The following is a 26054-nucleotide window of genomic DNA, read 5'->3' as shown; positions in this document are numbered from 1 at the left end:
AATAGCTGCCAGTAGTGCTGGCAGCTATTTTTAATGAAGCCTATTTTACAAATTCAATTTCTTCATTTCTTTCACGGCGAAATCAGCAGCGCGGGCTGTTAAGGCCATATAAGTTAACGATGGGTTCACGCATGATGCAGACACCATAGCAGCACCATCAGTTACAAATACGTTTGGCGCACCCCAAACCTGATTGTTACCATTCAGAACAGAGGTTTTCTTGTCTCTTCCCATACGGGCTGTACCCATTTCATGGATACCAATACCCGGATTTGGAGCCATATTGTTATAGGCGTTAATATTTTTCAAACCTGCGGCTTCAAGCATTTCGGCAGCTTCGTTCATCATTGCAATACGCATTTTGAGCGCGTTGTCGCCCCATGCGGCATCGAATTCTACTACTGGCAAGCCCCATTTATCTTTCTGGTCAGAAAGTGTAAAACGGTTGTTAGGGTCAGGCAGAGTTTCGCCAAAGCCCCCAATACCGAAAGTCCACGGCCCAGGCGTAGTTAATGACTCTTTGAATTCGGCTCCGAAGCCATCTTTGTAATTTCCACGGCCCCAACCTTCGCGGCTTGCACCTCCCTGATACCCAAAACCTCTTACAAAGTCTCTTTTTGTATCTCTGCCCCAGTTGGTAAAACGCGGAATATAAACACCATTGGCACGGCGGCCATAGTAGTACATATCTTCCATGCCTTCGAAAGTGCCCGATGCCCCTACACTCAGGTGGTGGTCCATGATGTTTCTGCCTAACTGGTCCGACTCATTTCCTAAACCATTAGGATGAGTTTTAGATTTTGATTGCATCAATATCCAAGCAGAATTAATAGCCGAAGCATTCAGGAATATAATTTTTGAATAAAAATCCAGATGTTCTTTTGTATTCTGGTCTATGGTACGCACGCCCACAGCTTTGCCTTTTTCGTCATCAAAAATTACTTCGTACACTATTTTATCGGCCATCAAAGTAAGATTACCCGTTTTGTTAGCTGCGGGCAAGGTAGCCGATTGTGTACTAAAATAAGCTCCATAAGGGCAACCACGCATACAGGCATTGCGGTACTGGCACGAGGCACGGCCTAATTCAGTTTGTATCTGGGTAGGAGCCGTTAAGTGTGCCGTACGACCAATAGTTACATGGCGGCCATTAAATTTTTTCTGAATCGAATTACGCACTTCTTTTTCTACGCAATTCATTTCCATACCGGGCTGAAAATTTCCGTCAGGCAATACATCAAGCCCTTCTTTATAGCCACTTACCCCAATGAAGGTTTCAACGTAGCTATACCACGGAGCTAAGTCTTTATAACGGATAGGCCAGTCAACACCGTGGCCGTCTTCTAGATTAGCGGTAAAGTCTTTTTCATTCCAACGATAACTCTGGCGGCCCCACATAAGTGAACGCCCGCCAACATGGTATCCACGAATCCAGTCAAAACCACGTTTTTCCAGATATGGGTTTTCTTTATCGTTTTCAAAATGGTGGCGGTGTTCTTCATTGGCTGTATACCCTGTGCGAACGTTTGCCCAGTATTCTTCTTTAGCCATGTTGTCGACCCTGCCACGGTGTGGGAACTCCCACGGATTTTTGGTAGCTGTTGTATACCCTGTTACGTGCTTAATGTCGCGTCCGCGCTCAAGCATCAAAACCTTAAGTCCTTTTTCACACAATTCTTTTGCAGCCCAACCACCTGATATACCAGAACCTACAACGATAGCGTCATAAGTTGCCTGCTCTTTTGCTTTTCCTTGAATATTCATTTGATAGTTACGGTTGAATTTCTCTTAAAATTAATTATAATGCCCAAACTTTCTGGCCGGGTGTCATTTTTACACAGCCATCGTAGCGGCCAGGTACTTCAACATAAGCCAACGCATTTTTAGCACCTGCTTCTGAAGTAAAATAACCTAAAAGCGTTAACTCTTTCATTAACTTGAAGAATGGCACTGGCGGAACCTCTGTTTTGGTTTTCAAGGTTTTTGGGTCTTTCGGGTCTTTCACAAGGCCGGTTTCGTTATCAACTATCTTTTTCGAAGTCTCGTTCTGTTTCGCCTCATCGTTAGCCATTTGTTCAAATTTTTTCAGAAGCGCAACTTGTTGTTCAGGTGTGCTTTCCAGAAACTTCTTCCCTCCGTTTTCCTTTTTAGAAGCCTCTTCCAAAGCATCTAATCCTTTCGTGAAGTGTTCCTGCTGTGCAGGCGTGTAGCAATCTTTCAGCATTACCTCAATGAAAGGCCCAACACCGGCATCTTTAGCACCCGGAGTAGACGTTTTAGGAATAATTATCTCTGCAATTTCAGAAACTAGATTTTTGTAATCAGGAGAGAGAGAAAAGCCTGAAGTGGTTGCTTCAGTTGCAGTATTGGATTTACAACCTTCCAACATAGCAATCATTGTAGGGGCAGACAAAGCTCCTCCCATCAGGAAGGCGACTCTTTGCATGGCATCTCTTCTATTCAATGTCGTAGTATAAATTTAAGGGTTGCTAAATTATTTTAGGTGGTGAAATTACGCAAGAAAAACCTGTCTATGCAAATTTGCCTCCATGAAAATTCAATTAAAAACGCTAAAAACGCTGCTTAAAGTATATGTGGCAAATATACTTAGTAATTTTTAATCAGGCAGGCCATACGGCGTAATGTAAATGAAACATGAAAAAATCTTGCTTTTTTCCCATTATAAGGCTTAATATGTTATTGTCAAAACTACACTTATTGATGTTAAAAATATAGACTTAATAGACTACACGAGCCATTAAGTCTATGATTTCAATAAAAAATTTTCATTTTTTATTCTTCATGCTTGCAGGTCTTATCAAAAAATAATCTAATTTTACGGCATATTTTTTGATATGAAAAATAGAAAATAAATTTGTTAAATTCTGAAACATATATCTTATGAAAATCGCAGTTGTCGGAACAGGTTATGTAGGCTTAGTTACCGGAACTTGTTTTGCAGAAACAGGTAATCAGGTAACTTGTGTTGACATTGACAGTCGTAAAGTAGATAAATTAAATAAAGGTAAATTAACTATCTATGAGCCGGGTCTGGATGTTATTTTTGAGCGTAATACTAAAGAGGGCCGTTTAAAGTTCACTACCAATCTTGCAGAGGGTATCAAGGAAGCACAAGTGATATTTCTTGCCTTACCTACCCCTCCGGGAGAAGATGGCTCGGCAGATTTAAAATATATTCTGGGTGTTGCAAGTGACTTAGGTCCTTTGCTAGAAAACTATACTGTTATTATTGATAAAAGTACGGTTCCGGTAGGTACTGCCGAAAAAGTGCATGAGCGCATTGCTAAAAACGCCAAAGTAGAATTTGACGTGGTTTCAAACCCTGAGTTTTTAAGAGAAGGGGTAGCTGTTGAAGATTTCATGAAGCCTGACCGTGTTGTGATTGGTACGAAATCAGAAAAAGCAAAAAAAGTAATGGAGAAACTTTACGCACCTTTGGTACGTCAAGGAAATCCTATTATTTTTATGGATGAGCGTTCGGCCGAAATGACCAAATACGCAGCTAATGCTTTTCTGGCTATGAAAATTACTTTCATGAACGAAATTGCAAACCTTTGCGAAAAAGCCAATGCAAACGTAGACGATATTCGTAGAGGAATTGGTACCGATAGCCGTATCGGAAAACGTTTCTTGTTTGCAGGTATTGGTTATGGTGGTAGCTGTTTTCCGAAAGACGTACAGGCATTAGAAAAAACTGCCAATGAATTTGACTATGATTTCAAGATTCTGAAATCAGTAATGAAGGTAAACGAAAAGCAAAAAACCAAGTTAATGCCTCAGTTGAAAAAATATTTCAACGGTGACCTGAAAGGCAAAACAATTGCTTTGTGGGGCTTGGCATTTAAACCTCATACCGACGATATTCGTGAAGCTCCGGCTTTATATAACATTAAAGACCTTAGAAAAGCAGGTGCTAAAGTAGTAGTTTATGACCCTGAAGCCATGGATAATGTACGCGAGGTTGTAGGCAAAAAAGTGAAATATGCGAAAAACCCTTATGAAGCACTTGAAGGTGCAGATGCACTCATGATTATGACCGAATGGCCTGAGTTCCGTACACCTGATTTTGAAAAAATGGAAGGTACCTTAAAAAATAAAGTTATATTTGATGGCCGTAACCTTTATGAATTGAAAGATATGAAGGAACTAGGCTATACTTATTTCAGTATCGGTAGAGAAACCGTAAGTGCTTAAATTCATTATGGGAAGCAATTAGGCAATAACCTCCCCTATCCTGTTTAGCTTTCCCTTTCATTATATAATTCAGGTAATATATCAGGGGATATATCATATTTATTTCTATGAAAAGAGTTCTTATTACAGGCGGTGCCGGTTTCTTAGGCTCACATCTTTGTGATAGATTTATTAAAGAAGGATACTACGTTATTGCCATGGATAATCTCATTACAGGAGATTTACGCAATATAGAACACTTGTTCAAGCATCCGAACTTTGAGTTTTACCATCATGATGTTAGCAAGTTTATTCATGTGCCTGGCGAATTAGACTATATTCTACATTTTGCCTCACCTGCCAGCCCGATTGATTATCTGAAAATACCTATCCAGACCCTGAAAGTGGGTTCGTTAGGTATCCACAACTGTCTGGGGCTTGCCCGTGTGAAAAAAGCACGTGTTATTATTGCTTCTACTTCTGAAGTTTATGGCGACCCTCTTGTGCATCCACAAAACGAAGAATACTGGGGGCATGTGAACCCTGTCGGGCCACGTGGTGTATATGATGAAGCCAAACGTTTTCAGGAAGCCATGACTATGGCTTACCATACTTATCATGGGCTTGAAACAAGAATTGTTCGTATTTTCAATACTTATGGCCCGCGTATGCGCCTGAACGACGGCCGTGTTTTACCTGCTTTTATTGGTCAGGCTTTACGCGGCGAAGACCTCACAATTTTTGGTGATGGCTCTCAGACACGTTCTTTCTGCTATGTTGACGACCTCGTAGAAGGTATTTATCGTTTGCTATTATCTGATTATGCCTATCCGGTAAATATTGGTAACCCTGCCGAAATTACTATTAAGCAATTTGCAGAGGAAATCATCAAACTAACAGGCACTGACCAGAAAATAGTTTACAAACCTCTGCCGAAAGATGACCCTAAGCAACGCCAGCCCGACATTACCAAAGCTAAGGAAATATTAGGATGGGAACCTAAGGTAAGCCGCGCAGAAGGTTTAGCCATTACTTATGATTATTTCAGAAGCCTTCCGAAAGAACGCTTATATGAAGAGTCGAATCATAGAGATTTTGAAAAAAAATAAGATAAATGTTCAAAAAAATGGAGCTTAACGGCTCCATTTTTTTTAGTTTAATTCAGCAAAAGCCTGCGTAATTTCAGGAAATTCAAAACGGAATCCAGTGTCTAATAATCTCTTAGGATATACATTTCTACTTTTCAACAATAGTTCTGTCTCGGTTCCGATAAAAACAGAAGCACACTCTAAAAGCGTAACCGGGCTATTAATGCCCACAGGTACACCCAAAGATTTCCGCAGATATTTCATAAAATCTTCATTTCTTACCGGGTTAGGCGCGCATACATTTATTTTGCCAGTCAGTTGCTCGTGGGCAATTATAAATGCCACCGCTCTGCAAAAATCTTGTTCATGAATCCAGCTTACCCATTGTTTGCCATTGCCTTGTTTACCACCCAGACCTAATCTGGTAATGGTTTTCATTTTAGGAAATGCCCCACCTTTGTTTCCTAAGACGATAGTTGTTCTCAAAGCTATTTTCCTAACTGGCAAACTGGTATCGGCAAAAAATACCTTCTCCCAACTTTTACAGATGTTCATCGAAAAATCATCTCCTATAATTCCGTTTTCTTCATCCATCAACTGCGTCTCGGCATGGATATAAATAGTAGCACTACTGGCATTCAGCCATATTTTTGGTGGATTTTCACACAATCCGATAGCCTTCTGTAAGGCTTCCGTACTTTTTACTCTCGATTCCAGAATAATCTTTTTATTGTTTGCATTATACCTACAATCGACCGATTTACCAGTCAGATTAATAACTACCTCTGCTCCTTCCAAAGTGCTTATCCAACTTCCGGTATTGGTGGCATCCCAATAAATTTCATTTATCTTTTTGGGTGTTCGGGTCAATATCCATACTTCATCGCCTTTTTCAGTAAAGTATTTTTGAAGTACTTTTCCTAAAAAGCCTGTTCCGCCGGCAATAATAATTTTCATCTTTCTGCCATTAATATTTAACTCATCATAACAATTATAGCCAACGCTACCAACCGATAAACCAGCCATGAGATGGTGGGAAGATACCCGATTTTCAATATTTTACATCTTCTCAAGTGCTCCCATAGCATGAAGCCAACAACGAAAACAAAATAAAACAACCTGAATGCCACAGGCAAGCCAGTAAATAAAAGCATGGGCAATAAAAGCAACGTGCCTATCATCGAGACGGTCATCATATTTCCGAGGTATTCAAGTAGTTTTTTGTTAAGAAGTTTCCATAAAAAAGTTACCTGCCATAAAATTTGTCCAGCGCAAATGAGTAACTCTCTTCCCAAATAATTTTGCCACCCCATGAAAGAATTAATTGGACGTGTAAAATTATAAAGCACTACTGACGAGCAAACTATCACAAACACCATATAAGCCAAGCGGTATCTGACATTCATATCAGGTACACATTCTCTTGTGTATTCTTTTTTCTCGCTAGGGGCTATCACTTTTCGGTTAAAAGAAATAAACCGATACAATTTCCGTAAGCAAAAATCAACAGGGCGGCTTTTAAGGAAGCCATTTAAAAAAGGGAATCTATTGGTAATAATATGCCTGAAGGCATCAATGCCGTATTTTACTGTATTACTTTGGGTATCTACCAAAGCAATTTCGTTTCTGGCCCTGTCCAGATCAAGATTTTCGTTAGCTAGCCCATCAAAACTCTGGTATGGGCAATAAGTGGCTTCATCGACCCAACCTGCTTTTTCAAATCCTTTTGCATATAACCTACACATGGGGCAATCGGCATCCAGTAATAATTTATTATCGGTTAAAGTTCTCATAGTTTCAATAATTTGTGAAAGTTTAAGTAAAAAAAATTAACTCATGAGTTTTAATACATTTTTCAACAAAGCATTTTTCTCTGCTTTGAGCAATAATTCGCTGAGCGTATCCATTTGCTCAATAAAACTGTTCAAGTCTCCAAGCATTTGCTTAATATGCTTCTGTTCAGCATCATTAGCATCGGAGGCATTAGCCAGTAAAACTTTTACCGTTTGGCGGGCAGGCATAATTTCACGTTTTTTTCGTTCGGTAATAATCCTGACAGCTATTTGCCAAATATCATGCTCTGCTATAAAATATTCTTTCCTATCGCCCGGTTTAGTTTGTTTATAGAGCAAATTCCAGCTTATTAGTTCTCTTAACACCATGTTTACGTTACCTCTCGACAGTTTAAGGTCTTCCATTATTTCTTCGGTGCTCATTTCGTTTTTGCTTAATAAAAGCAAAGCATGCACCTGAGCCATTGAGCGACTTATGCCCCACGATGTGCCTAGCACTCCCCAAGCCTGAACAAACTGCTGTCTGATTTCCTCTATATTCATAATACAAATATATAATAACTAAAAATAAACTTCCAAGAATTTTTGAAAGTTTATTTTTAAATACCGCTTAAATTTCAAGAATCATGTCATAATTAGCAATCCCGTTGTTTTCAAAATCACCTATTTTCAGGAACCCCTGTTTCAGATAAAAATTTACTGCTCTTACATTTTGTGCTTGCACGCCTCCCCAAAGAATCATTCTTTTTAAACCTTGCATTTGTAGTTGATGCCTGATATAGCCGAAAAGAGTATTACCCAAACCTTTGCCCTGCCACGCATCTGCTACTGATGGTGCAAACGTGCAATCGGTTAACGGAAATAAAGACAACCCATATTTTTGCAACCGTGCTTTATCTTTAGGCACGTACCCTTTCTTGATAATGGCATAGGCAACAATTGTATGCTCCGATAAATTTTCAATAATAAACCCTGATTGGTTGTTTTCAGGCTGATAAAACTGCTCAATGGTGGGCATATCAAAAGTATGTGGTGCAAATCTGCTGCGGGTTTCGGCACTTAAACACGTAAGATACGCCAGTAGTTTATCAAAATCTTTCGCTTCAAGAAAACGTATATGCAGGTTATCTGTCATTATCAGGCACTTATTTGGTTAAAATTCAAGGGGCATACTAGCAATATTAATACTCTTTTGTTGAAAACCACTACCTTTACAAACGTTTTCGAGAAGCAAAGTGTTTTAGATACAAAACAGTACAATTACATAGCTATTAATAGAATGAAGTTAGACCGTATAGAAGATGCGATTGAAGATATTCGCAATGGAAAGATAATCATTGTCGTGGATGACGAAGACCGTGAAAACGAAGGTGATTTTGTGTGTGCTGCCGAAAAAATTACACCAGAAATGGTGAATTTCATGATAAAAGAAGGGCGTGGCTTAATGTGTACTCCGATAACATCGAAACGATGCGAGGAATTACAGTTAAGTATGATGGTGGGTAAAAATACAGCCCAGCATGAAACTGCATTTACCATTTCGATTGATTTATTGGGTAATGGCTGTACTACCGGTATTTCGGCCAGCGACCGTGCCAAAACAATTCAAGCATTGGTTGACCCCAACACAAAACCTGAAGATTTTGGTCGTCCGGGGCATATATTCCCGCTAAAAGCCGTTGACGGAGGGGTTATCAGACGTGCAGGGCATACCGAGGCCACTATTGATTTAGCCACACTGGCAGGCTTACAGCCCGCAGGTGTATTAATTGAGATTCTGAACGAAGATGGAACAATGGCGCGTTTGCCACAACTACGCGAAATTGCTGATAAGTTTAACCTCAAACTTATTAGTATAAAAGACCTGATTGAGTATCGTCTGAAAAAGGAATCGTTAATTAAAAGAGAAATTGGCGTTCAAATGCCTACTGAGCATGGCTATTTTGATATGATAGCCTATCGGCAATTAGATAACGACCAGTTGCATCTGGCCCTTATTAAAGGAACATGGGAACCTGACGAACCTGTGATGGTGCGCGTGCATTCGTCGTGTGTAACGGGCGATATTTTTGGTTCATGCCGTTGTGACTGTGGCCCACAACTACATGCTGCCATGGAAATGGTACAAAAGAACGAAAAGGGAGTAGTATTATATATGAATCAAGAAGGGCGTGGCATTGGGCTACTCAATAAACTGAAATCCTACAAACTTCAGGAAATGGGCCGCGATACCGTTGAGGCTAATCTGGAATTAGGTTTCAAGATGGATGAAAGAGATTACGGGGTGGGTGCGCAGATTTTAAGAGACCTCGGTATCAAAAAAATAAAACTGATTTCGAATAACCCCAGAAAAAGAGCGGGGTTAATCGGGTATGGTCTGGAAATAGTTGATACTATCCCGATCGAGATTTCATCAAACCCTTATAACGAAAAATATTTACAGACCAAGCGAGACAAAATGGGGCATAAAATACTGGGAGCCTAAAATATTAGGCTTGCATAACAATTTCTTAATATATAAAAATAGCACTTAATCAATATTTTTCATTAAATATTCTACAAATTACTAGAAACCAAGCATTTATGTGCACAAAACACATGGGTGCTTGTTTTTTTTAGGAAAAATTTTTAAGACCTTTGCAAAGGCAATATAATCTGCTTGATGAATTTTACTTCAAACATTTCTAACTCCAAAAAAAACATGATGCAAAAATTTACTTTTTTGCGAGGAGCTTTTACACTCCTTGTAGGGATTTTCTTTGCTTTTCAAGGCTTTGCTCAGGTTACAACCTCGTCGATTAGCGGGGTCGTAACAGATAATAAAGGCGAAGCACTACCCGGAGCAACGGTTGTTGCTATCCATGAACCGTCAGGAACTAAGTATGGTACAGTTACTAACGCAACAGGTCGTTTTGTATTACCTGCCGTGCGTATCGGAGGCCCATTCAAAGTTACTGCTTCTTTTGTTGGTTTTAAAGAGGCTGCCAAAGAGGGCATCATTACCAGCTTGGGTACAACGTCTAACGTTGACATTAAATTAAGTGAAGAAGGTGCTGTACTTCAGGAAGTACAAGTAACTGCTGCCAGAAGTGACATTTTCAGTTCTGAGCGTACAGGTGCTGCTACTACTCTTAGCCGCGAAAATATTGTTCGTCTACCAACACTAGGACGTAACATTAACGACATTACAAAATATAATGCTTATAGCAATGGTCGTTCATTCGGTGGTCAGGATAGCCGTTATAACAACTTCACTATTGACGGTTCTGTGTTCAATAATGGTTTCGGTTTAGGTAACCAAGCACAAGCTGGTGGCCGTACAGGTACTACTGCTATTTCGCTAGATGCGATTGATGAGGTTCAAATTAACATTGCTCCTTTTGATGTGCGTCAGTCAGGTTTTGCAGGTGCAGGTATCAACGCCGTAACACGTTCAGGAACTAACGATTTCTCAGGTTCGGCTTATACATTCATGAAAAGCCAGGACCTAGTAGGTAAAACAGCTGCCGGAAATAAAATTCCTGCACTTACTTTCAAAGAAAACACTTATGGTTTCCGTATTGGTGGCCCTATTCTTAAAAATAAATTGTTCTTCTTTGTAAACGCTGAAATGGTAAACGGTGCTCGTCCGGCTCTGGATTGGGTAGCTAACCGTAACGGTGCTACGGGTAATATTTCTCGTACAACAGCCGCTGACTTACAAGACCTTGCATCGTTCATGAAGACTAACTTCAATTTCGATATGGGTGCTATTGATGGTTATAACAACGAAGTTAACTCTAAGAAATTCTTGACTCGTATTGATTATAACATCAACGATAACAACAAATTAACTATTCGTTATTCACACCATAACTCAGAGTCAGACGCTATCATCAGTAACAGTAATAGCTCGAACACAGCAGGTAATGGTAGCCGTAATAACTTGTCTACTGCTATTTCAACGCAGAACTCAGGTTATAAAATTCAGGATAATACGCGCTCAATCGTAGCAGAGTTGAACTCAACTTTCAAAAGCAAATTTGCTAACAACTTTATTGCTACTTACAACAAACAAATCGAAAACCGTTCTTACCGTACGCAGGTATTCCCAACGATTGATATCCTGAAAGATGGTTCTACTTATACCACTGTTGGTTTTGACCCATTCACGCCTGATAACAAACTTGATTATTCTACGTTGAATATCACAGATAACTTTACCATTTTTGCAGGTAAACATACAATTACTGCCGGTGCTGCTTACGAACACTTTACTTCAAATAACTTGTTCTTCTACGCATCGAATGGTGTCTGGACATTCAACTCAATTGATGATTTCAAGAAAGCGGCTCTGGCTTATTTAGCGAATCCAAACCTGACTACTTCTCCGGTAGATATCAACAGATTTAACTACCGTTATACTTTATTGCCAAACGGCCAAAAACCATGGCAAACATTAAAAGTAGGTACTACAAGTTTGTATGCTCAGGATGATTATCAGGTTACAAACAATTTCAAAGTAACTTATGGTTTAAGAGCTGACTACATTGCTATTGCCCCAACAGCAGTAGATTACGACAATAAAATTGTTTCGGCTTTGAGCTTCAAAACTCCTGATTTAAGTACTTATAAAGTTAATACGGCTAATATGCCTAAATCAAGACTATATGCGTCTCCACGTATTGGTTTTAACTGGGATGTTAACGGTAATAAAACTACTCAAATCCGTGGTGGTACTGGTCTTTTCTTATCAAGAATGCCTTATGTATTGATATCTAACCAGTTAGGTAACAATGGTGTAAACATTGGTTTAGTGAACGTAACAGGTAATACTGCATTGAATTACCCATTCACACTTGACCCAACCAAATATACACCTGCTACAACAGACTTGTCGAAAATTACAGGTTATAACGTAAATGCTTCTGACGAGAATTTGAAATTCCCTCAAATCTGGAAAACTAACATCGCGATTGACCAAAAACTACCATTTGCTGGTTTAATCTTCACGGCTGAGTTTATCTACAACAAAAACCGTAATGCTACTTACTACTTTGATGCTAACTTGAAAACACCAAGTGGTAAATTTGCTGGCCCAGATAACCGTGACCGTTACCCTGCTTCTGGTTTATCAGGAAGTGCTGCAACTGCTGCCCGTTTCTATAATGCTGCCATCAATAGTGCTTATATCTTAAGTAACACTAACTTGGGTAATGCTTCTTCTTTAACTTTCAAATTAGAGAAACCAATTACTAAAGGCTTTGGTGCTATGTTGGGTTATACTTATGGTATTGCCAGAAACCTTTCAGAAGCTAACAGTACTGTAAATGCTAATATTCCGGCAATAGGTGGTGTTAACTACAACACTTTAGCTTATGCTGATAACGACCTACGTCATCGTTTTGTAGGTTTTGCAAGTTACCGTATCGAATATGGTGGTAAATTAGGTGGTTCTACTATGATTACACTAGGTGGTACTTCACAAAGTGGTGGTAAAATCTCTTACACTTACTCAAATGACATGAACGGTGATGGTCAGATTAACGACCTTATCTTTGTGCCAAACAGTGCTTCTGACTTGAAATTTACTACTTTAACTACTGGTGGTAAAACGTTTACAGCACAAGAGCAAGCAACAGCATTAGATGCGTATATCAGCAAAAACCCATACTTGTCAACTCGTCGTGGTCAATATGCAGAACGTAACGCAGGTTATTACCCATGGTTAACTCGTTTCGACTTATCAGTTGAACAAGATTTCTTCGTGAAAGTTGGTAAAGCTAACAAGAAAAACATCATCCGCGTAAGAGCTGATATTTATAACTTCGGTAACCTGATTAAAAACTCTTGGGGTGTAGGTAACTCTGCAACTTCATTCAACCCACTAGTATTAGCCAGTGTTGATGCTTCTGGGAATCCGGTTTATCGTATGAATACTCAGGTTATTTCAAACGTAGGTGCTGACGGCAAAACTACTACTGAAACTATCTTGCTTCGTGATTCATTCGTTAAATCAAAAACTGTGGATGACGTATGGCAAATGCAGTTAGGTCTTCGTTATATCTTTAACTAAGATTTAACTTAATAAATACTTACAAAAAAATCCCGCCTCGAAAGAAGCGGGATTTTTTTGTGGCTTAGTTTTCAACTTTTTCTTCATTGAATTTGGCTCCTACTGGTGGCCGATACTTCTGAAACGGAATTTTCAATAAGTTACCCAGATTTGCATTTTCTTCTGGTTTCATGTGGGTATCAATACCATAAATTAATTTATCTCGGTCAATAGTCATAAACGTACCAAATAGCCTATCCCAGACAGAAAAAATATTGCCATAATTTGAGTCAGTATAAGGTTGCACGTAATGGTGGTGCACCTTGTGCATATCAGGCGAAACTAACACCCAACTCATGGCACTATCGAGCCATTTCGGAATAACAATATTGGCATGATTAAATTGTGAAAGCAATACCGATATTGATTGATACATAAATACCAGCCACATAGGTGCCCCTGCAAGCACTACGCCTGCCGTAGTAAACACAAACCGAAAAACACTTTCGCCGGGGTGGTGCCTGTTAGCCGAGGTGGTATCGACATACGTATCGGTATGATGCACAAGATGAAAACGCCACATCCATTTTACTTTATGCTCGGCCCAATGCACAAGCCATGCACCTATGAGGTCGAGCAGTAACAAACCAACAACAGCAAATAACCAGAGAGGCATTTGGGGTAGCCACTGTAATATACCAAAATGGGTATCTACTGCCCATTGCGATGCCCGCAAGAGCAGAAATGCCAACACAAAATTAATAACCACTGTTGTAAGGGTAAAAAAGATATTCACGCCCGCATGCTTAATTTTATTATATTTGAAATTAAACAACGGAACCGCACTTTCAATTATCCAGAAGAGGGCTATTCCACCAGCCAGAATAATACTTCTGTGGGTGGAGGGAATATTTCTGAAATATTCAACAATTTGTTCCATAAAGAGTTTATTTAAAATGGGGTTATTAGCTATAAAAAATGACTAACAAAATTTAGGTAAAAATAAATTTTTTGTCAATTTTTAGCTACAATTTATTATATTTTTTCTTTAATTTGTAATATTAAATATTCACACATTATACTAACCTAATTATATAATATGCAAAAGTGCATTTTCCTTGACCGTGACGGAGTACTCAATGAAGACCGGCCTGATTACGTTTATAAAATAGAAGATTATATCATTCCTGATGGTGTGGTTGACGGCCTGAATTTATTGAAAAATGCAGGGTATTTACTCATTGTTATTACAAATCAGGCAGGCATTGCAAAAGGGCTTTACACACAGGAAGACGTATTAAACTGCCACCATTTTCTACAAAGCCAATGCGGTGGCGTAATTGACGACATTTATTTCTGCAAACATCATCCGAAATACTCATCCGAGTCGCTTTTACGTAAGCCTGACTCGCTCATGCTTGAAAAAGCAATAGCTAAATATAACATTGACATAACTAATTCGTATATGATTGGTGATGCCGAGAGAGATGTAAAGGCAGGCAAGAAAGCGGGTGTCAGAACGATACATATTAACACCGGAAAAGAAAGCACCGACCTTGCAGACTTCCGGTTTGGTAGCCTTTTAGAAGCATCCAGATTTATTACAGGGCATTTAGCCTAAGCAAAATAAGCATTCATGGAGGCAATGCCTCCATGAACGCCATCTATATATCATTAACAGTGTCTTTTTTCAACTGGTTGCTGAGGTGAGTTTTTGCCATAAGCCGGGCATTGCTGACGACGGCACGAAGCCATTGTTACAACCGCCAAGAGAAATAAAATCAGTAATTTAGGTTTCATCAGATATTATTTTGAATTCTTTATAAAACGTATTACGGCATAATTTATTTTATACCACAACTTCTTCTGCTGTTTTCTTGTTCTTTTTTCCCGAACCATTACTTGGAATTGTGTGCAACTCTTTAGCCGGTTGAGACTTATACCCCAGAATTTCCATCATAGAGTCGCTGTTTTGTTCATCGGCAAATAATTCGGTGGTAATATTCCCCTCTGCATCCAGATTAACCAACACATGTTGTGGTGCCGGAATAAGGCAGTGCTGAATACCACCATAGCCTCCTAATGATTCCTGATAAGCTCCGGTATGGAAAAACCCGATGTACTGGTCTTCGTTCTCTATATCAAATATAGGCAGATACAAGTCTTCCGAATGCGCCTCAGTATTATAAAAATCCTGAGAGTCACAGGTTAAACCACCCAGATTTACTTTTTCATAAGGGCTATCCCAGTTATTAACTGGCATCATGATATATTTCTGCCCAATGCCCCACGAATCTGGCAACTGAGTAATGAACGAGCCATCTATCATGTACCACAACTCACGGTCGTTTTGTTGTTTTTTATCAATTACTTTATAAATAACAGCCCCGCTCTCTCCTACTGTATAGCTTCCGAACTCAGTAAAAATATGAGGTACAGGCACATTATTCTTGTTACAAATCCACTGGATATTCTCAATAATTTCATCAATCATGGCCTGATAATCATAATTAAATACCAGCGATGTCTGAATCGGCAAGCCTCCGCCAATATCAATTGAGTCAAGGTCAGGGCACATCTTCTTCATTTCGCAATATTTGAACATGAAGCGTGTTAGTTCAGACCAGTAATAAGCGTTATCCTTGATACCCGCATTAATAAAGAAATGGAGCATTTTTAGTTTAAATCTCGGATTCGGCTTAATTTTATCTCTGTAAAGGTCGTTTATATCGCTATACCGTACGCCTAAACGAGAGGTATAAAATGCAAAGTTCGGTTCTTCATCGGTTGCAATTCTGATGCCAAGATTCACGTTCTCGGCGGTCGAATGCTGCATATAATAATCTATTTCTTTCAGGTTATCCAGAATAGGAATACAATTAATAAAACCTTCGTTATGCAAAGCCGATATACCCTCAAGGTATTTCGGGCGTTTGTAGCCATTACAAATAATATAGGTATTCTGGTTTATCTTACCGTCGGCATATAAAGCTCTGATAATGTCTATATCAAACGCAGAGGAGGTTTCTAAATGAACATTACTTTTTAGGGCAGTTTCAATAACAAACCTGAAATGTGATGATTTTGTGCAATAACAGTAGGTGTAGCTCCCTTTGTAATTATATTTTTTCATGGCATTTCTGAAAAGCAATTTAGCGTTTTCGATATGCTCAGAAATTTTGGGCAGATAACTGATTTTTAGTGGTGTACCATACTGCTTGATGATGTCCATCAGAGGTACATTATTAAACATAAGTGTGTGGTCTTCATCAACACCGAATTCCCGCGTTGGAAACTCAAAGGTTTGCTCGATAAGGTCTATGTAACGTTTCATCTCTAAGTAAAATGCATAAAAACTTTTAAGGTTTTATAATGAGAAAGGCTATCTCTGTTTGAAAATAGTGTGCAAATGTGACATAAAATTGAGATATTTGCAATAACTTTTTTTATGGTCTTTATTAAGGGTTTATTTGATAAATTTATAGTGCTATGAGCTTTAAAGAAAAAGTATTATTTACGGCCCAACTCCTGTTTCTGAGTTCAGCAAGTGCTTTTGCTGGCCCAGGAGGGTTAATAGCTAAAGCCGCTATAAAAAACCCCTTTGTTTTAATTCTTTTATCATTAATAACGCTTATTTTATCTCCAATTATTGTTTACAGATACTTAAGAAAAAGGGTTAAAATTAATAAAACAAAAAAAGACCTCGAATTAATTGCATCTTACAACAAAAATTTTGATTTATTTTTTTTAAATCAGCGTGTGAGAGATGTTTTCGGGAGAGTGCATTCGGCTTGGAAAAAAGAAGATATGAGCGAAGCCTCCGAATGGATGAGCGATTGGTACTGGCAAAACCAACAGATAGTATACATACAACAATGGCAAGCCGAAGGGTTGGTTAATAAATGCACCGTTGAACGCATCATGAAAATAGACCCGCTGTATGTGTATTTGTCAGATGAAAACAATAACAACAATTCAAGAATAGTTTTTAGTATTGTTGCCTATATGGAAGATTACTTGATGAATAAAAAAACAGGTAAGATTGTACAGGGAGATAAAGGCTTTGATGAGGTAGAAACCTACTGGACTTTGGTACTTGCAAATAACAAATGGGTACTTAGTTTAATTGAAGAGCCATCGGCTGATTATTTTAAAATGCCCAATAAAGTATTCAATATTTCTGAACCCGCTTTTGCACTTACTAAAACCCGTTTATCATGATTTATGTTAAAGTAGGAATTGTACTTTTTACCTTACTTTTATATATTATCAGGCAAATTCATAACTCTAGAGTTCTGAATCAGGCAAAAAAATTCAATCCTCAGGATTCGGACGATATAAAAGCCATAGCTGCTGAACTGGATTTCCCTGTAAGAGAGATAAAGTTCAAAGCAAACCATGTACTGAAAGTACTTGACCAGATTGATTATGAAATTGAACTGGATTTTATTACCCTTAGAAGCCTAAAAAAGTTTGACATCAATAAATATTTAGCCATTACAGTTGCTAAATTAGAAAAAGACGAGAATAACTATGATTACTCGTCTGACTATAAAAGAATTAATTTTGTATTAGTGTATTATCCGGATACAAACTCAATAAAGTATTACTCATACTCTTATCAAAACGTTGATGATGGTTATGTGATGGATGAATTCTCATATAAGTTTAGCGAGTACATAGAAAGTTTTGAATTTTAAGAATAATATATCGTTCATGTCGAAAAAAATTCATTTTATTGCCATAGGCGGTGCTGTAATGCATAACCTTGCCCTTGCACTTCATAAAAAAGGATATATCGTAACTGGGTCAGACGATGAAATAAACGACCCTTCTAAAAGCCGGCTGGCTGCGGCAGGTATTTTACCTACCGAGTTAGGATGGTTCTCTGAAAAAATCACCTCGGATTTAGACGCCGTTATTTTGGGTATGCACGCTTTTGCTGATAACCCAGAACTAGCAAAAGCTCAGGAATTAGGCATCAAAGTTTACTCTTTCCCCGAATATATTTACGAACAAAGTCAGAACAAACTAAGGGTAGTTATTGCCGGAAGCCACGGCAAAACCAGTATTACCAGTATGATTCTGCACGTACTCAAATTCTATAACCGTAAGTTTGATTATCTGGTTGGCGCACAAATTGAAGGGTTTGATGTAATGGTACAACTCAACGACGACTCGCCTGTGATTATCATAGAAGGCGACGAATATCCTGAGTCGAAAATTCAGTTAAAATCAAAGTTCCTATTTTATCATCCACACGTGTGCCTTATCAGTGGCATTGCTTGGGACCATTTCAATATATTTAAAACTTTCGACAGCTACGTACAAACTTTTGAAGAACTGGCGGATGGGCTTCCGAAGGCCGGAGCCATTATTTATGACGAAACCGACGATATTGTTAAAGTAATAGGTGAAAAAGACCGTACGGATGTAAGCAAGTTTCCGTATAAAGCACACCCTTATAAAGTTGAAAACGGTAAATGTGTGCTACTCGTAGGCAAAACAGAGGTGCCATTAGAAATTTTTGGAGAACACAACATGAAAAACCTCAATGGCGCAAAGATAATTCTTGACCGCCTAGGTATTACCGATGAAGAATTTTATGAGGCCATCAAGCATTTTAAAGGCGCATCGAAGCGTCTCGAGAAATTAGGTGAAAATAACAACACCCTTATTTTCAGAGATTTTGCCCATGCTCCTTCTAAGCTGAAAGCCACTACAAATGCTACAAAAACACTTTATAACAGCCGTCGGTTAATTGCCTGTTATGAGTTACATACCTTTAGCAGTTTGAATAAAGATTTTCTGCCGCAATACGAAGATACCATGAAAGATGCCGACGTGGCCATTGTTTTCTACTCGCCACATACGCTTGAAATGAAACGCTTGCCGGCTATTTCGCCTGAAGAAATCAAAAAAGCATTCGGAAACGACGAGTTACTTGTATTTACTGAAAGAGAACAAATTGTTGATTTTCTGCTTGAACAAAACTGGTTTCAGACAAACCTACTCATGATGTCGTCGGGGACCTTCGGGGGTATTAACCTCAATGAGTTAAGCAAACAGATATTAGAGAAAGAAGTAAAAGAGGAGTTTCCGAAAGTAAAAGTTATCTCAGAACAAAAAGAAGATAACTCGTGGTCAGGGTTACTTTCTCAATTCAAGAAAGTATTCAATAACGATTAATACCTATGGTTGTAGAGGTGTTTTCAGAACACCTCTACCTATATTTCAGAAAAGCCCAGAGTTTTCTTTTTTTCAGGTACCCAAAATCTGCCTCGTTGGCATAGGCCTCTTTTTCAAAACTGATTCTGCGATACGCCACCCACCACTGCCTGCAACGGGCATAATGATACAGCCACTCGGCAACATACCAGATATAAAAAGGTACAACCAGTAATTCGAGCTGCTGCCAGATATGAATCCGCTCATGATTTAACAGAATATTACTAGGTTTTTTGGGTCTGACAATAATAAACGGAAACAACGTTATGCCGTTTATCTTTTTGAAAGGTATGCCTTTAATGATTATCATAAGCCAAAATTATAGAATATCCGGCAGATTCTCATCCGAACAACACACCTAATATACTATTCATCCTTAGAAAATTTCAATTATCATAAAAAAATTAGGAAACTATCAAATCCTTTTTCACCTTTACAAGAGTTTTAAACATTAACAATCTTGAATCGATGAAAAAAATCAGTTTTTTAGTAGCTGCATTACTTGTTAGCACTTTTTCTTTTGCACAAACGGCTGAGGAAGTAATTAACAAATATGTAACAGCCATAGGAGGAAAAGAAGCTATCTCTAAACTCAAAGATTTAACGATGAATCTTTCGGGTGAAGCACAAGGGGCAACCTTAGAAATCATTATTCAGAAAAAAAGTCCGGGCAAATTTCTTCAGGCTGTTAGTGTAGCTGGTATGGGCGAAGTACAGAAACAGGTATGCGACGGCACTAAAGTGCGTATTAGTGGTATGCAAGGCTCTGAAGACATCACAGACCCTGAAAAAGTAAAAGCAGTGGCCTCACAATCAATGGTAGTGCCAGAAGCCGAATATATACCTATGGGAGCAAAATTAACATATATTGGTAAAGAAAAAGTAAATGCAACTGATGCACATAAAATTGAAGTAACCATAGGAACAGTAAAAATGACTGAGTTTTATGATGCTGCCACAGGTCTTAAATTACGTCAGGTAATTACTGCCGAAACACCAATGGGTTCACAAACCATCACATCTGATTATAGCAACTATAAAGATGTAAACGGCGTTAAAATGCCTTACAAACTAAATCAGGACTTAGGCATGATGCAACTCGAATTAGTAGTTAATAAAATTGAAGCGAATACAAATCTGGCTGATGCGCTATTTGAAATTAAATAATAGTATTTGTTCTGATATGCTAGCAAAGATTTTAAAAAAGAGGAATGGCTTTTTAGGTCTATTCCTCTTTTTTTGTACTTATACTTACGGTCAGGCAAGGTTTGAGTTTTCGCACCCGCAAATGGGTACCATGTTCAGAATAGTTCTGTATGCTTCCGACTCCATAAAGGCAGCCATAGCCTCGGAAAAGGCTTTCAGAAGGCTTGACACACTTAACCTGATACTGAGCGATTATAGAGAAGATAGCGAACTTAATACCCTATGCCGAACGGCTGGCAGCGAAACATACATAAAAGTGAGTGCTGACTTATGGAAAATCTTACAGGAGTCGGTTAAAGTTGCTCGCTTATCAGACAATAATTTTGATATTACCATAGGCCCTATGACCCAACTCTGGCGACGCATGAAACGCCAGAAAGTTTTACCTACAACCAAACAAATTGAAGAAGCCAGAGCTAAAATTGGCATCGATAATATTGTTTTTAATACTACTAACCAATCAGTAATGCTAAAAAAACAGGGCATGAGAATCGATTTCGGAGGTATAGGAAAAGGCTATGCTCAAGACGAAATGATGAAAGTGCTTAAACAAAACCACATAAAGTCAGCCATGATTGAAGGTGGCGGAAACATTGTGGTGTCAGACTCCCCTCCTGCTACTCACGGATGGGCCATCGTTATTAATAAGCAAACGCACTTTCTGAAAAAATGTGGGGTATCTACCTCTGGTGATATGTATCAGTTTGTTGAAATTGACGGCAAAAAATATTCTCATATCCTTGACCCTAAAACGGGCATTGGTGTAAACGAGCTAAGACAAATAAGCGTTATTGCCAAAGATGGCACTAGTTCTGACTGGCTCTCAACAGCCCTCTATCTGATGGGAAAAGAAACGGGCAAACACCTGCTAAAAAAACAAAAAGCAATAGCCTTTTAGGGCCTACTGCTTACCGTCTTTTATCGAGTATGTTAATTTACTAATAGAAAAAACCTCACGGTTGACTAACGAATTTTCTTTTCTGATACTCTGATACCCATAGGCAAGAAAACTATGCCCATACCATGCTATGAGGTTGGTACGTTCGGTATCTGTAATTTTTTCGGTTTCCGAGCTAGTTTTTAAATCAAAACTTTCGAGGTCTTTTATTTTTTCATCTTTCCGAACAATAACAGTTTTTATCAAATCGCCATCAGGAAAAGCCAATACATGAAAATCGTTCTGGTTTGTTATCTGCACTTTTGGGTTTAATTCATTGCTTTCTACATCTTTAAGCGACACGCTGTTGTCCCACAGCAGTTTACCAGAGTGGTCAAAGCCACACAAAATTGCATGTGTATATCTGAAATTATTGTAAGTGTCGTTTCCGATACGATAACTACGCCAGCTGTTAAAATTACTATTAGGCGGAGCCTTGTATTCAGGGAAGAAAACCTCAGCAACCATTATCCAGCCTTCGGTGTTCGGAATAATATCATGTAATAATAATCTGTTACGAAGTTTTACCTCTTTTCCTTTTTGCTTTTTAAGCCTTATTCTGGTTTTAATTTTTTCTTCTTTTTTGGCATTTAAAAAACTAAAGAAATTGTCAAGGTCTGAAAAATCTATATATTGCAATTTAGCATCTGCTGTGAGCCTTTGCATATAAAACCCTATCGATAAAGGCGAACACCCCTCGGCATAATTCCCAAGTAGTATTGGCGCGCTGTTTTGCATAGTTAGTACTTTACCCGAAATAGGCGTTCGTTGTTTATCACCCAGATTCATGGTTGCAAGTGGCTTTCCTTCATACGAATACGTTTTAACTATATACTGGCAGTTACGCTCATTCTTGAGCATTACATATATTTGCTCTTTCTGAGGGTTTATTTCCAATTCATTAATAGATAAATGATTGGCATGTATTTCTGGCAGAACCTTTGATGTTTTATCAAAAAAGCTAAACATTACTACCACGGGGCGGTCATTATATTTACCTCCTATAAAAGCCTTGCTTTCAAGCACACAAAACTGCTCTATATCCATATTGGTAAGCAAATTACCATCTATATAAGTTTTATCGCCTGTTTCTAAATCAAGCCTTAATACGCCAATATCAAGGCGTTCTCTCTTTTTAAAGAGAATATACAAATAACGCTCATTCAGAAAGGTTTTAGTTAAGGCAAATTCTTCGTCAGGAATAAACGCGCTTTTCCATGTTTCGGTAAGTGTGCTGTCATATCTATGAAAATCAATAGCCATTTTACGACGATAAACGTCTTCCAGAGAATGGAACAATAATATACCGTCTTCCTGCAATGAAAACACCTGAAAGTCCTCTTCCGACGAACTACTTTGCTCAAATTCGATTCTTTTACTTTGGATTAACTGAGCCGAAACGCTCAGCGAAATGAGAGATAAAAAAATAAAAAATAGCAGCGATTGTTTATTGATGCTTTTCATAATGGCAGGCTTAAAAATCTTCTTACCGGAATCCACGCTTTCCTAACTCTACAACCCCTAAGTTAGATATTTTTCTATTATCTAAGCTAAATTTCAATAAAGTTTTTACTTTATGAAAACCTTCATTACCGGCTGCTCCGGGGTTCAGGTATAACATATTATTCATTTTTTCGTCACGTATTACCCTTAAGATATGAGAGTGCCCACACACGAAAATATCCGGTATTTTCTCTTTAAGTTTTTTCCTGATAGCAGGGTTATAATTAGGAGGCGCACCACCTATATGCGTCATCCATATATCAAACCCTTCCAGCGTAAAAAACTGGTGTTCGGGCAGCTGCCATTGAATTTCTTTTGAATCAATATTTCCAAATACAAACCTGACAGGTTTAAAGCTCTGCAACTGGTTAATTATTTCGATTGCCCCAACATCACCGGCATGCCAGATTTCGTCACAGTCTTTAAAATGTTCAAAAACCCTTTCGTCCAGAAACCCATGCGTATCCGAAATAAGCCCTATATTAGTCATATTATCAACCTATTTAAAGTAATCTTTATTTCTGGTTTGTATCCTGTAATTCTCTTAGTTTAATATATTTAAGGGCAGCATAAACTCCTTGCGTAAACGACCATATAATTCCATGATACCCGTTAAGGAAATTCAGACGTACAAAGTATTCGGTAAAAAAGGTAATTGGGAATTTGGTAATAACCTTGATGAGCGATGTTTTTTTTCCTTTATTGTTCAATTCAACAGCACTTCTGCTCGAGTAGTCGTTCATTTTCTGAAAGAACTCGGCCATGTCTGAAAAACTATAATGCAGCATATAATTGCGTAAAGTAAGTGTATTACCATTCAACTCTACATCTTCATGCACATCTTTGTGGTTATAGTTCCCGAACTGCTTATTGAACAAACGCAGCGTTGGCAGTTTTGACTCACGGCCATACTTCATTTTTTTACCCAGAAAGATTAAAAGCCGTGGAATTTTAAATCCCTGATAAGGATTATCACCAAGCAAATGGGTGTTTATTTCTTCCTTTAGTTCATGAGTGACTACTTCGTCTGAATCAACCACAAAAACCCAGTCATTCTTTGCTTGTTCAACGGCAAAATGTTTTTGTTTTCCAAAGCCATCAAATTTTCTATGATAAATGCGGCAGCCAAAAGCCTGAGCTATACTCAGGGTATCGTCTGTACTTCCACTATCTACAACCACTATTTCAGTAGCCCACCCTGCTACTGCCTCCAATACCTGTCTGATGGTTCGGGTGTTATTAAAAGTAAGAATAACTACTGAAAGATTCATCGAATATCTTTTTAATTTCAAAAGTAATATTGTTTGCAGTTTTAACATTGTAATTTTGCAAAAAATTGACCTTTTCATGATAGAAACCCACGCACATATTTACGACGACCAATTTGACAATGACCGTAATTTAATGCTCGAAAGAGCCTTTGACGCAGGGATAAAGCAAATCTGGATGCCTAATTGTGCCCACGAAACAATTGATGGGATGCTGGCACTTGAAGCAAAATATCCTGAAATTTGCTTACCCATGATGGGTGTGCACCCGTGCTACATAAAAGAAAATTTTGAACAGGAACTAGCTATTGTAGAAAACTGGCTTGAAAAACGCCCTTTTTTTATGATTGGTGAAATTGGTATTGATTTCTACTGGGATTTAACTTTTGTGCCTCAACAGGAAGAAGCATTTTTGGCGCAGTTAGGCTTGGCAAAAAAATATAATTTACCCATTTGTATTCACTCCCGCAATTCTAAAAATGGCGAACTGAATGCTATTATCAGATGTATTGAATTAATTGAGCAGTTCGGATGGAGTGGTTTACGGGGGATTTTCCATTGCTTTTCGGGGAATCTGGAAGAAGCTCAACGTGTAATAAATCTGAACTTTTTGTTAGGTATAGGAGGTGTAGCTACTTTTAAAAACGGAGGGATGGACAAAGTTCTGCCATTTATTGACCTGAAAAACATTGTACTTGAAACCGATGCGCCCTATCTGGCACCTGTACCACACCGCGGTAAAAGAAACGAAGTAGCCTACCTTGAATTGGTAGCACAAAAAATTGCTGAACTTAAAGAAGTATCAGTAAAAGAGGTAGTGCAACAAACTACCGAAAATGCCTTAACATTCTTAAAAACTTGAACCTGAAAACACTTTCTCTAGGGCTTGTTTTTGCAGCCTTATGGGCCTCGGCTTCAGCAGCAGCCAAGTTTGGTTTGCGCTCGGTCGAACCTCTGGTATTATTTCAGATACGTTTCCTGATGGCAGGTATTCTGATGCTGACTTACTCGTTACTGGTTCAGAAAGACCGTTTACCTAAAGGAAAAGAATGGCGAGAGCTAAGCCTGTTTGGGCTATTGAATGTTACGTTGTATCTCAGCTTTTTTGTATTAGGTATAAAAGAAGTAGCCGCTGGCATCGGAAGCCTTTCTACGGCTACTAATCCGCTATTTATTAGTATTATATCAGCCTTCTGGATGGGCAGGCAAGTAAAATCGACAGAGTGGCTTGCTGTGTTTCTGGGTCTGATTGGTGTCAGTATTGCTACATATCCGCTTTTTGAGCAAAGTCATGCTACACCAATGGGGCTGTTTTATATGTTCCTGAGTATGCTTTCGTATTCGCTAGGCACTATTTATTATTCAAATATTAACTGGAAACTTTCCCGAACGGCTATCAATGGCTGGCAAGTATTTTTAGGTGGTTTACTGATGTTGCCCTTCACCTTCTTGTTACACAAAGCCCCCAATAACTTCGACCAGACCTTCGTGTGGTCGGTGCTATGGCTCACTATACCAGTGTCTATCGTTGCCGTACAATTATGGCTTTACCTGCTTAAAGTTGATGCTGTAAAGGCCTCGTTTTTTTTGTTTCTTTGCCCCATATTTGGCTTTATCTATTCTTATTTTCTGCTTGATGAGCCTATCACTTATCATACTTTTGTAGGTACGTTTCTCGTAATTGTTGGGCTGTATGTAGGGCAAAAAGAAAAAGCTACCTCAAAAAAGGCATAAAACAATTTTTGTTAGTATTTTTATAGTATCTCTGCCGTTGTTTACGTTAAGAATAAAGTTTTATCCGAT

The 26054-nt window shown here is 38.5% G+C and carries 24 protein-coding genes; 12 read left to right on the top strand and 12 right to left on the bottom strand.

Annotation, left to right across the window (positions count from 1 at the left end; all coding sequences use genetic code 11):
• Positions 1-45 precede the first annotated feature (45 nt).
• A complete protein-coding gene (locus WAA15_RS18000; protein ID WP_337044215.1) occupies positions 46-1764 on the bottom strand; it encodes a GMC family oxidoreductase in 1719 nt (572 codons plus the stop codon).
• Between the two features lie 34 nt (positions 1765-1798).
• Positions 1799-2464: a gluconate 2-dehydrogenase subunit 3 family protein gene (locus WAA15_RS17995; protein ID WP_337044214.1), complete on the bottom strand. Its 666-nt coding sequence runs from the start codon at positions 2462-2464 to the stop codon at positions 1799-1801.
• Between the two features lie 437 nt (positions 2465-2901).
• Here WAA15_RS17995 and WAA15_RS17990 point away from each other — a divergent pair, with 437 nt between their 5' ends.
• Both WAA15_RS17990 and WAA15_RS17985 read left to right on the top strand, forming a co-directional pair.
• Positions 2902-4215, top strand: coding sequence for a UDP-glucose dehydrogenase family protein (locus WAA15_RS17990; protein WP_337044213.1), 1314 nt, complete (start codon positions 2902-2904; stop codon positions 4213-4215).
• Positions 4216-4322: 107 nt separating this feature from the next.
• Positions 4323-5303, top strand: a complete 981-nt coding sequence (locus tag WAA15_RS17985; RefSeq protein ID WP_337044212.1) for a UDP-glucuronic acid decarboxylase family protein — start codon at positions 4323-4325, stop codon at positions 5301-5303.
• A gap of 42 nt (positions 5304-5345) precedes the next feature.
• Here WAA15_RS17985 and WAA15_RS17980 read toward each other — a convergent pair whose 3' ends face one another.
• The 4 genes from WAA15_RS17980 to WAA15_RS17965 form a co-directional block, all read right to left on the bottom strand.
• Positions 5346-6308, bottom strand: a complete 963-nt coding sequence (locus tag WAA15_RS17980; protein WP_337044211.1) for a TIGR01777 family oxidoreductase — start codon at positions 6306-6308, stop codon at positions 5346-5348.
• Positions 6257-7075 carry a DCC1-like thiol-disulfide oxidoreductase family protein gene (locus tag WAA15_RS17975; protein ID WP_337044210.1) on the bottom strand — a complete coding sequence of 273 codons (819 nt, stop codon included), beginning with the start codon at positions 7073-7075 and terminating at the stop codon, positions 6257-6259. The genes WAA15_RS17980 and WAA15_RS17975 overlap by 52 nt, the downstream gene beginning before the upstream one ends.
• Positions 7076-7111: 36 nt before the next feature.
• On the bottom strand, positions 7112-7618 hold the full coding sequence (locus WAA15_RS17970) for a GbsR/MarR family transcriptional regulator (RefSeq protein WP_337044209.1): 507 nt from the start codon (positions 7616-7618) through the stop codon (positions 7112-7114).
• 67 nt (positions 7619-7685) lie between these two features.
• A complete protein-coding gene (locus WAA15_RS17965) occupies positions 7686-8210 on the bottom strand; it encodes a GNAT family N-acetyltransferase (protein WP_337044208.1) in 525 nt (174 codons plus the stop codon).
• Positions 8211-8345: 135 nt separating this feature from the next.
• On the opposite strand from WAA15_RS17965, the gene WAA15_RS17960 reads away from it, so the two are divergent.
• Together WAA15_RS17960 and WAA15_RS17955 are read left to right on the top strand one after the other, a co-directional pair.
• Positions 8346-9560: a bifunctional 3,4-dihydroxy-2-butanone-4-phosphate synthase/GTP cyclohydrolase II gene (locus WAA15_RS17960; RefSeq protein ID WP_337044225.1), complete on the top strand. Its 1215-nt coding sequence runs from the start codon at positions 8346-8348 to the stop codon at positions 9558-9560.
• Positions 9561-9776: 216 nt separating this feature from the next.
• Positions 9777-13130, top strand: coding sequence for a TonB-dependent receptor (locus WAA15_RS17955; protein WP_337044207.1), 3354 nt, complete (start codon positions 9777-9779; stop codon positions 13128-13130).
• Positions 13131-13194: 64 nt separating this feature from the next.
• Here the strand turns inward: WAA15_RS17955 and WAA15_RS17950 are convergent, their stop codons facing one another.
• A complete protein-coding gene (locus WAA15_RS17950; protein ID WP_337044206.1) occupies positions 13195-14049 on the bottom strand; it encodes a sterol desaturase family protein in 855 nt (284 codons plus the stop codon).
• A gap of 159 nt (positions 14050-14208) precedes the next feature.
• Between WAA15_RS17950 and WAA15_RS17945 the strand changes: the two genes are divergently transcribed.
• Positions 14209-14730: a D-glycero-alpha-D-manno-heptose-1,7-bisphosphate 7-phosphatase gene (locus WAA15_RS17945; RefSeq protein WP_337044205.1), complete on the top strand. Its 522-nt coding sequence runs from the start codon at positions 14209-14211 to the stop codon at positions 14728-14730.
• A 228-nt stretch (positions 14731-14958) separates the two neighbouring features.
• On the opposite strand, the gene WAA15_RS17940 is transcribed toward WAA15_RS17945, so the two are convergent.
• Positions 14959-16443, bottom strand: a complete 1485-nt coding sequence (locus WAA15_RS17940; protein ID WP_337044204.1) for an arginine decarboxylase — start codon at positions 16441-16443, stop codon at positions 14959-14961.
• 155 nt (positions 16444-16598) lie between these two features.
• Between WAA15_RS17940 and WAA15_RS17935 the strand changes: the two genes are divergently transcribed.
• Genes WAA15_RS17935 through WAA15_RS17925 form a run of 3 tightly spaced genes read left to right on the top strand, consistent with a single transcriptional unit; the run spans position 16599 to position 19298 of the window.
• Positions 16599-17330, top strand: coding sequence for a Tim44 domain-containing protein (locus tag WAA15_RS17935; protein WP_337044203.1), 732 nt, complete (start codon positions 16599-16601; stop codon positions 17328-17330).
• Complete coding sequence (locus WAA15_RS17930; protein ID WP_337044202.1) at positions 17327-17809, top strand: hypothetical protein; 483 nt, start codon at positions 17327-17329, stop codon at positions 17807-17809. The genes WAA15_RS17935 and WAA15_RS17930 overlap by 4 nt, the downstream gene beginning before the upstream one ends.
• A gap of 16 nt (positions 17810-17825) precedes the next feature.
• The gene (locus WAA15_RS17925) at positions 17826-19298 is read left to right on the top strand and encodes a UDP-N-acetylmuramate--L-alanine ligase (protein WP_337044201.1); all 1473 of its coding nucleotides are present in this window, start codon (positions 17826-17828) and stop codon (positions 19296-19298) included.
• 34 nt (positions 19299-19332) lie between these two features.
• On the opposite strand, the gene WAA15_RS17920 is transcribed toward WAA15_RS17925, so the two are convergent.
• Entirely contained in the window at positions 19333-19647 is a 315-nt protein-coding gene (locus WAA15_RS17920; protein WP_337044200.1) for a hypothetical protein, read from the bottom strand.
• A gap of 158 nt (positions 19648-19805) precedes the next feature.
• Between WAA15_RS17920 and WAA15_RS17915 the strand changes: the two genes are divergently transcribed.
• Both WAA15_RS17915 and WAA15_RS17910 read left to right on the top strand, forming a co-directional pair.
• A complete protein-coding gene (locus WAA15_RS17915; protein WP_337044199.1) occupies positions 19806-20504 on the top strand; it encodes a hypothetical protein in 699 nt (232 codons plus the stop codon).
• A 16-nt stretch (positions 20505-20520) separates the two neighbouring features.
• Positions 20521-21441 (top strand): FAD:protein FMN transferase, encoded by a 921-nt coding sequence (locus tag WAA15_RS17910; RefSeq protein ID WP_337044198.1) that lies wholly within the window; start codon positions 20521-20523, stop codon positions 21439-21441.
• 3 nt (positions 21442-21444) lie between these two features.
• Here WAA15_RS17910 and WAA15_RS17905 read toward each other — a convergent pair whose 3' ends face one another.
• The 3 genes from WAA15_RS17905 to WAA15_RS17895 are packed head-to-tail and all read right to left on the bottom strand — an operon-like array spanning position 21445 to position 24254.
• Positions 21445-22944, bottom strand: coding sequence for a hypothetical protein (locus WAA15_RS17905; protein ID WP_337044197.1), 1500 nt, complete (start codon positions 22942-22944; stop codon positions 21445-21447).
• Positions 22945-22966: 22 nt separating this feature from the next.
• The gene (locus tag WAA15_RS17900; protein ID WP_337044196.1) at positions 22967-23473 is read right to left on the bottom strand and encodes a metallophosphoesterase family protein; all 507 of its coding nucleotides are present in this window, start codon (positions 23471-23473) and stop codon (positions 22967-22969) included.
• A 25-nt stretch (positions 23474-23498) separates the two neighbouring features.
• Positions 23499-24254: a glycosyltransferase family 2 protein gene (locus tag WAA15_RS17895; RefSeq protein WP_337044195.1), complete on the bottom strand. Its 756-nt coding sequence runs from the start codon at positions 24252-24254 to the stop codon at positions 23499-23501.
• A 76-nt stretch (positions 24255-24330) separates the two neighbouring features.
• Here WAA15_RS17895 and WAA15_RS17890 point away from each other — a divergent pair, with 76 nt between their 5' ends.
• Both WAA15_RS17890 and WAA15_RS17885 read left to right on the top strand, forming a co-directional pair.
• Positions 24331-25113: a TatD family hydrolase gene (locus tag WAA15_RS17890; RefSeq protein WP_337044194.1), complete on the top strand. Its 783-nt coding sequence runs from the start codon at positions 24331-24333 to the stop codon at positions 25111-25113.
• Positions 25110-25985 (top strand): DMT family transporter, encoded by an 876-nt coding sequence (locus WAA15_RS17885; RefSeq protein WP_337044193.1) that lies wholly within the window; start codon positions 25110-25112, stop codon positions 25983-25985. Before WAA15_RS17890 ends, WAA15_RS17885 begins: the two co-directional genes overlap by 4 nt.
• Positions 25986-26054 lie beyond the last annotated feature (69 nt).

This window comes from Emticicia sp. 17c, assembly GCF_037153985.1.
In the GTDB taxonomy this organism is placed as follows: domain Bacteria; phylum Bacteroidota; class Bacteroidia; order Cytophagales; family Spirosomataceae; genus Emticicia.
This window is presented reverse-complemented; position numbering and strand designations above follow the sequence as displayed.

What these genes read in the sequence shown, in the direction of transcription:
- WAA15_RS17905 (WP_337044197.1), bottom strand. Translation starts at nt 22,944, where the DNA reads ATGAAAAGCATCAATAAACAATCGCTGCTATTTTTTATTTTTTTATCT.
- WAA15_RS17955 (WP_337044207.1), top strand. Translation starts at nt 9,777, where the DNA reads ATGATGCAAAAATTTACTTTTTTGCGAGGAGCTTTTACACTCCTTGTA.
- WAA15_RS17990 (WP_337044213.1), top strand. Translation starts at nt 2,902, where the DNA reads ATGAAAATCGCAGTTGTCGGAACAGGTTATGTAGGCTTAGTTACCGGA.
- WAA15_RS17900 (WP_337044196.1), bottom strand. Translation starts at nt 23,473, where the DNA reads ATGACTAATATAGGGCTTATTTCGGATACGCATGGGTTTCTGGACGAA.
- WAA15_RS17890 (WP_337044194.1), top strand. Translation starts at nt 24,331, where the DNA reads ATGATAGAAACCCACGCACATATTTACGACGACCAATTTGACAATGAC.
- WAA15_RS17925 (WP_337044201.1), top strand. Translation starts at nt 17,826, where the DNA reads ATGTCGAAAAAAATTCATTTTATTGCCATAGGCGGTGCTGTAATGCAT.
- WAA15_RS17950 (WP_337044206.1), bottom strand. Translation starts at nt 14,049, where the DNA reads ATGGAACAAATTGTTGAATATTTCAGAAATATTCCCTCCACCCACAGA.
- WAA15_RS17895 (WP_337044195.1), bottom strand. Translation starts at nt 24,254, where the DNA reads ATGAATCTTTCAGTAGTTATTCTTACTTTTAATAACACCCGAACCATC.
- WAA15_RS17915 (WP_337044199.1), top strand. Translation starts at nt 19,806, where the DNA reads ATGAAAAAAATCAGTTTTTTAGTAGCTGCATTACTTGTTAGCACTTTT.
- WAA15_RS17985 (WP_337044212.1), top strand. Translation starts at nt 4,323, where the DNA reads ATGAAAAGAGTTCTTATTACAGGCGGTGCCGGTTTCTTAGGCTCACAT.
- WAA15_RS17975 (WP_337044210.1), bottom strand. Translation starts at nt 7,075, where the DNA reads ATGAGAACTTTAACCGATAATAAATTATTACTGGATGCCGATTGCCCC.
- WAA15_RS18000 (WP_337044215.1), bottom strand. Translation starts at nt 1,764, where the DNA reads ATGAATATTCAAGGAAAAGCAAAAGAGCAGGCAACTTATGACGCTATC.
- WAA15_RS17980 (WP_337044211.1), bottom strand. Translation starts at nt 6,308, where the DNA reads ATGGCTGGTTTATCGGTTGGTAGCGTTGGCTATAATTGTTATGATGAG.
- WAA15_RS17910 (WP_337044198.1), top strand. Translation starts at nt 20,521, where the DNA reads ATGCTAGCAAAGATTTTAAAAAAGAGGAATGGCTTTTTAGGTCTATTC.
- WAA15_RS17940 (WP_337044204.1), bottom strand. Translation starts at nt 16,443, where the DNA reads ATGAAACGTTACATAGACCTTATCGAGCAAACCTTTGAGTTTCCAACG.
- WAA15_RS17970 (WP_337044209.1), bottom strand. Translation starts at nt 7,618, where the DNA reads ATGAATATAGAGGAAATCAGACAGCAGTTTGTTCAGGCTTGGGGAGTG.
- WAA15_RS17945 (WP_337044205.1), top strand. Translation starts at nt 14,209, where the DNA reads ATGCAAAAGTGCATTTTCCTTGACCGTGACGGAGTACTCAATGAAGAC.
- WAA15_RS17920 (WP_337044200.1), bottom strand. Translation starts at nt 19,647, where the DNA reads ATGATAATCATTAAAGGCATACCTTTCAAAAAGATAAACGGCATAACG.
- WAA15_RS17965 (WP_337044208.1), bottom strand. Translation starts at nt 8,210, where the DNA reads ATGACAGATAACCTGCATATACGTTTTCTTGAAGCGAAAGATTTTGAT.
- WAA15_RS17935 (WP_337044203.1), top strand. Translation starts at nt 16,599, where the DNA reads ATGAGCTTTAAAGAAAAAGTATTATTTACGGCCCAACTCCTGTTTCTG.
- WAA15_RS17930 (WP_337044202.1), top strand. Translation starts at nt 17,327, where the DNA reads ATGATTTATGTTAAAGTAGGAATTGTACTTTTTACCTTACTTTTATAT.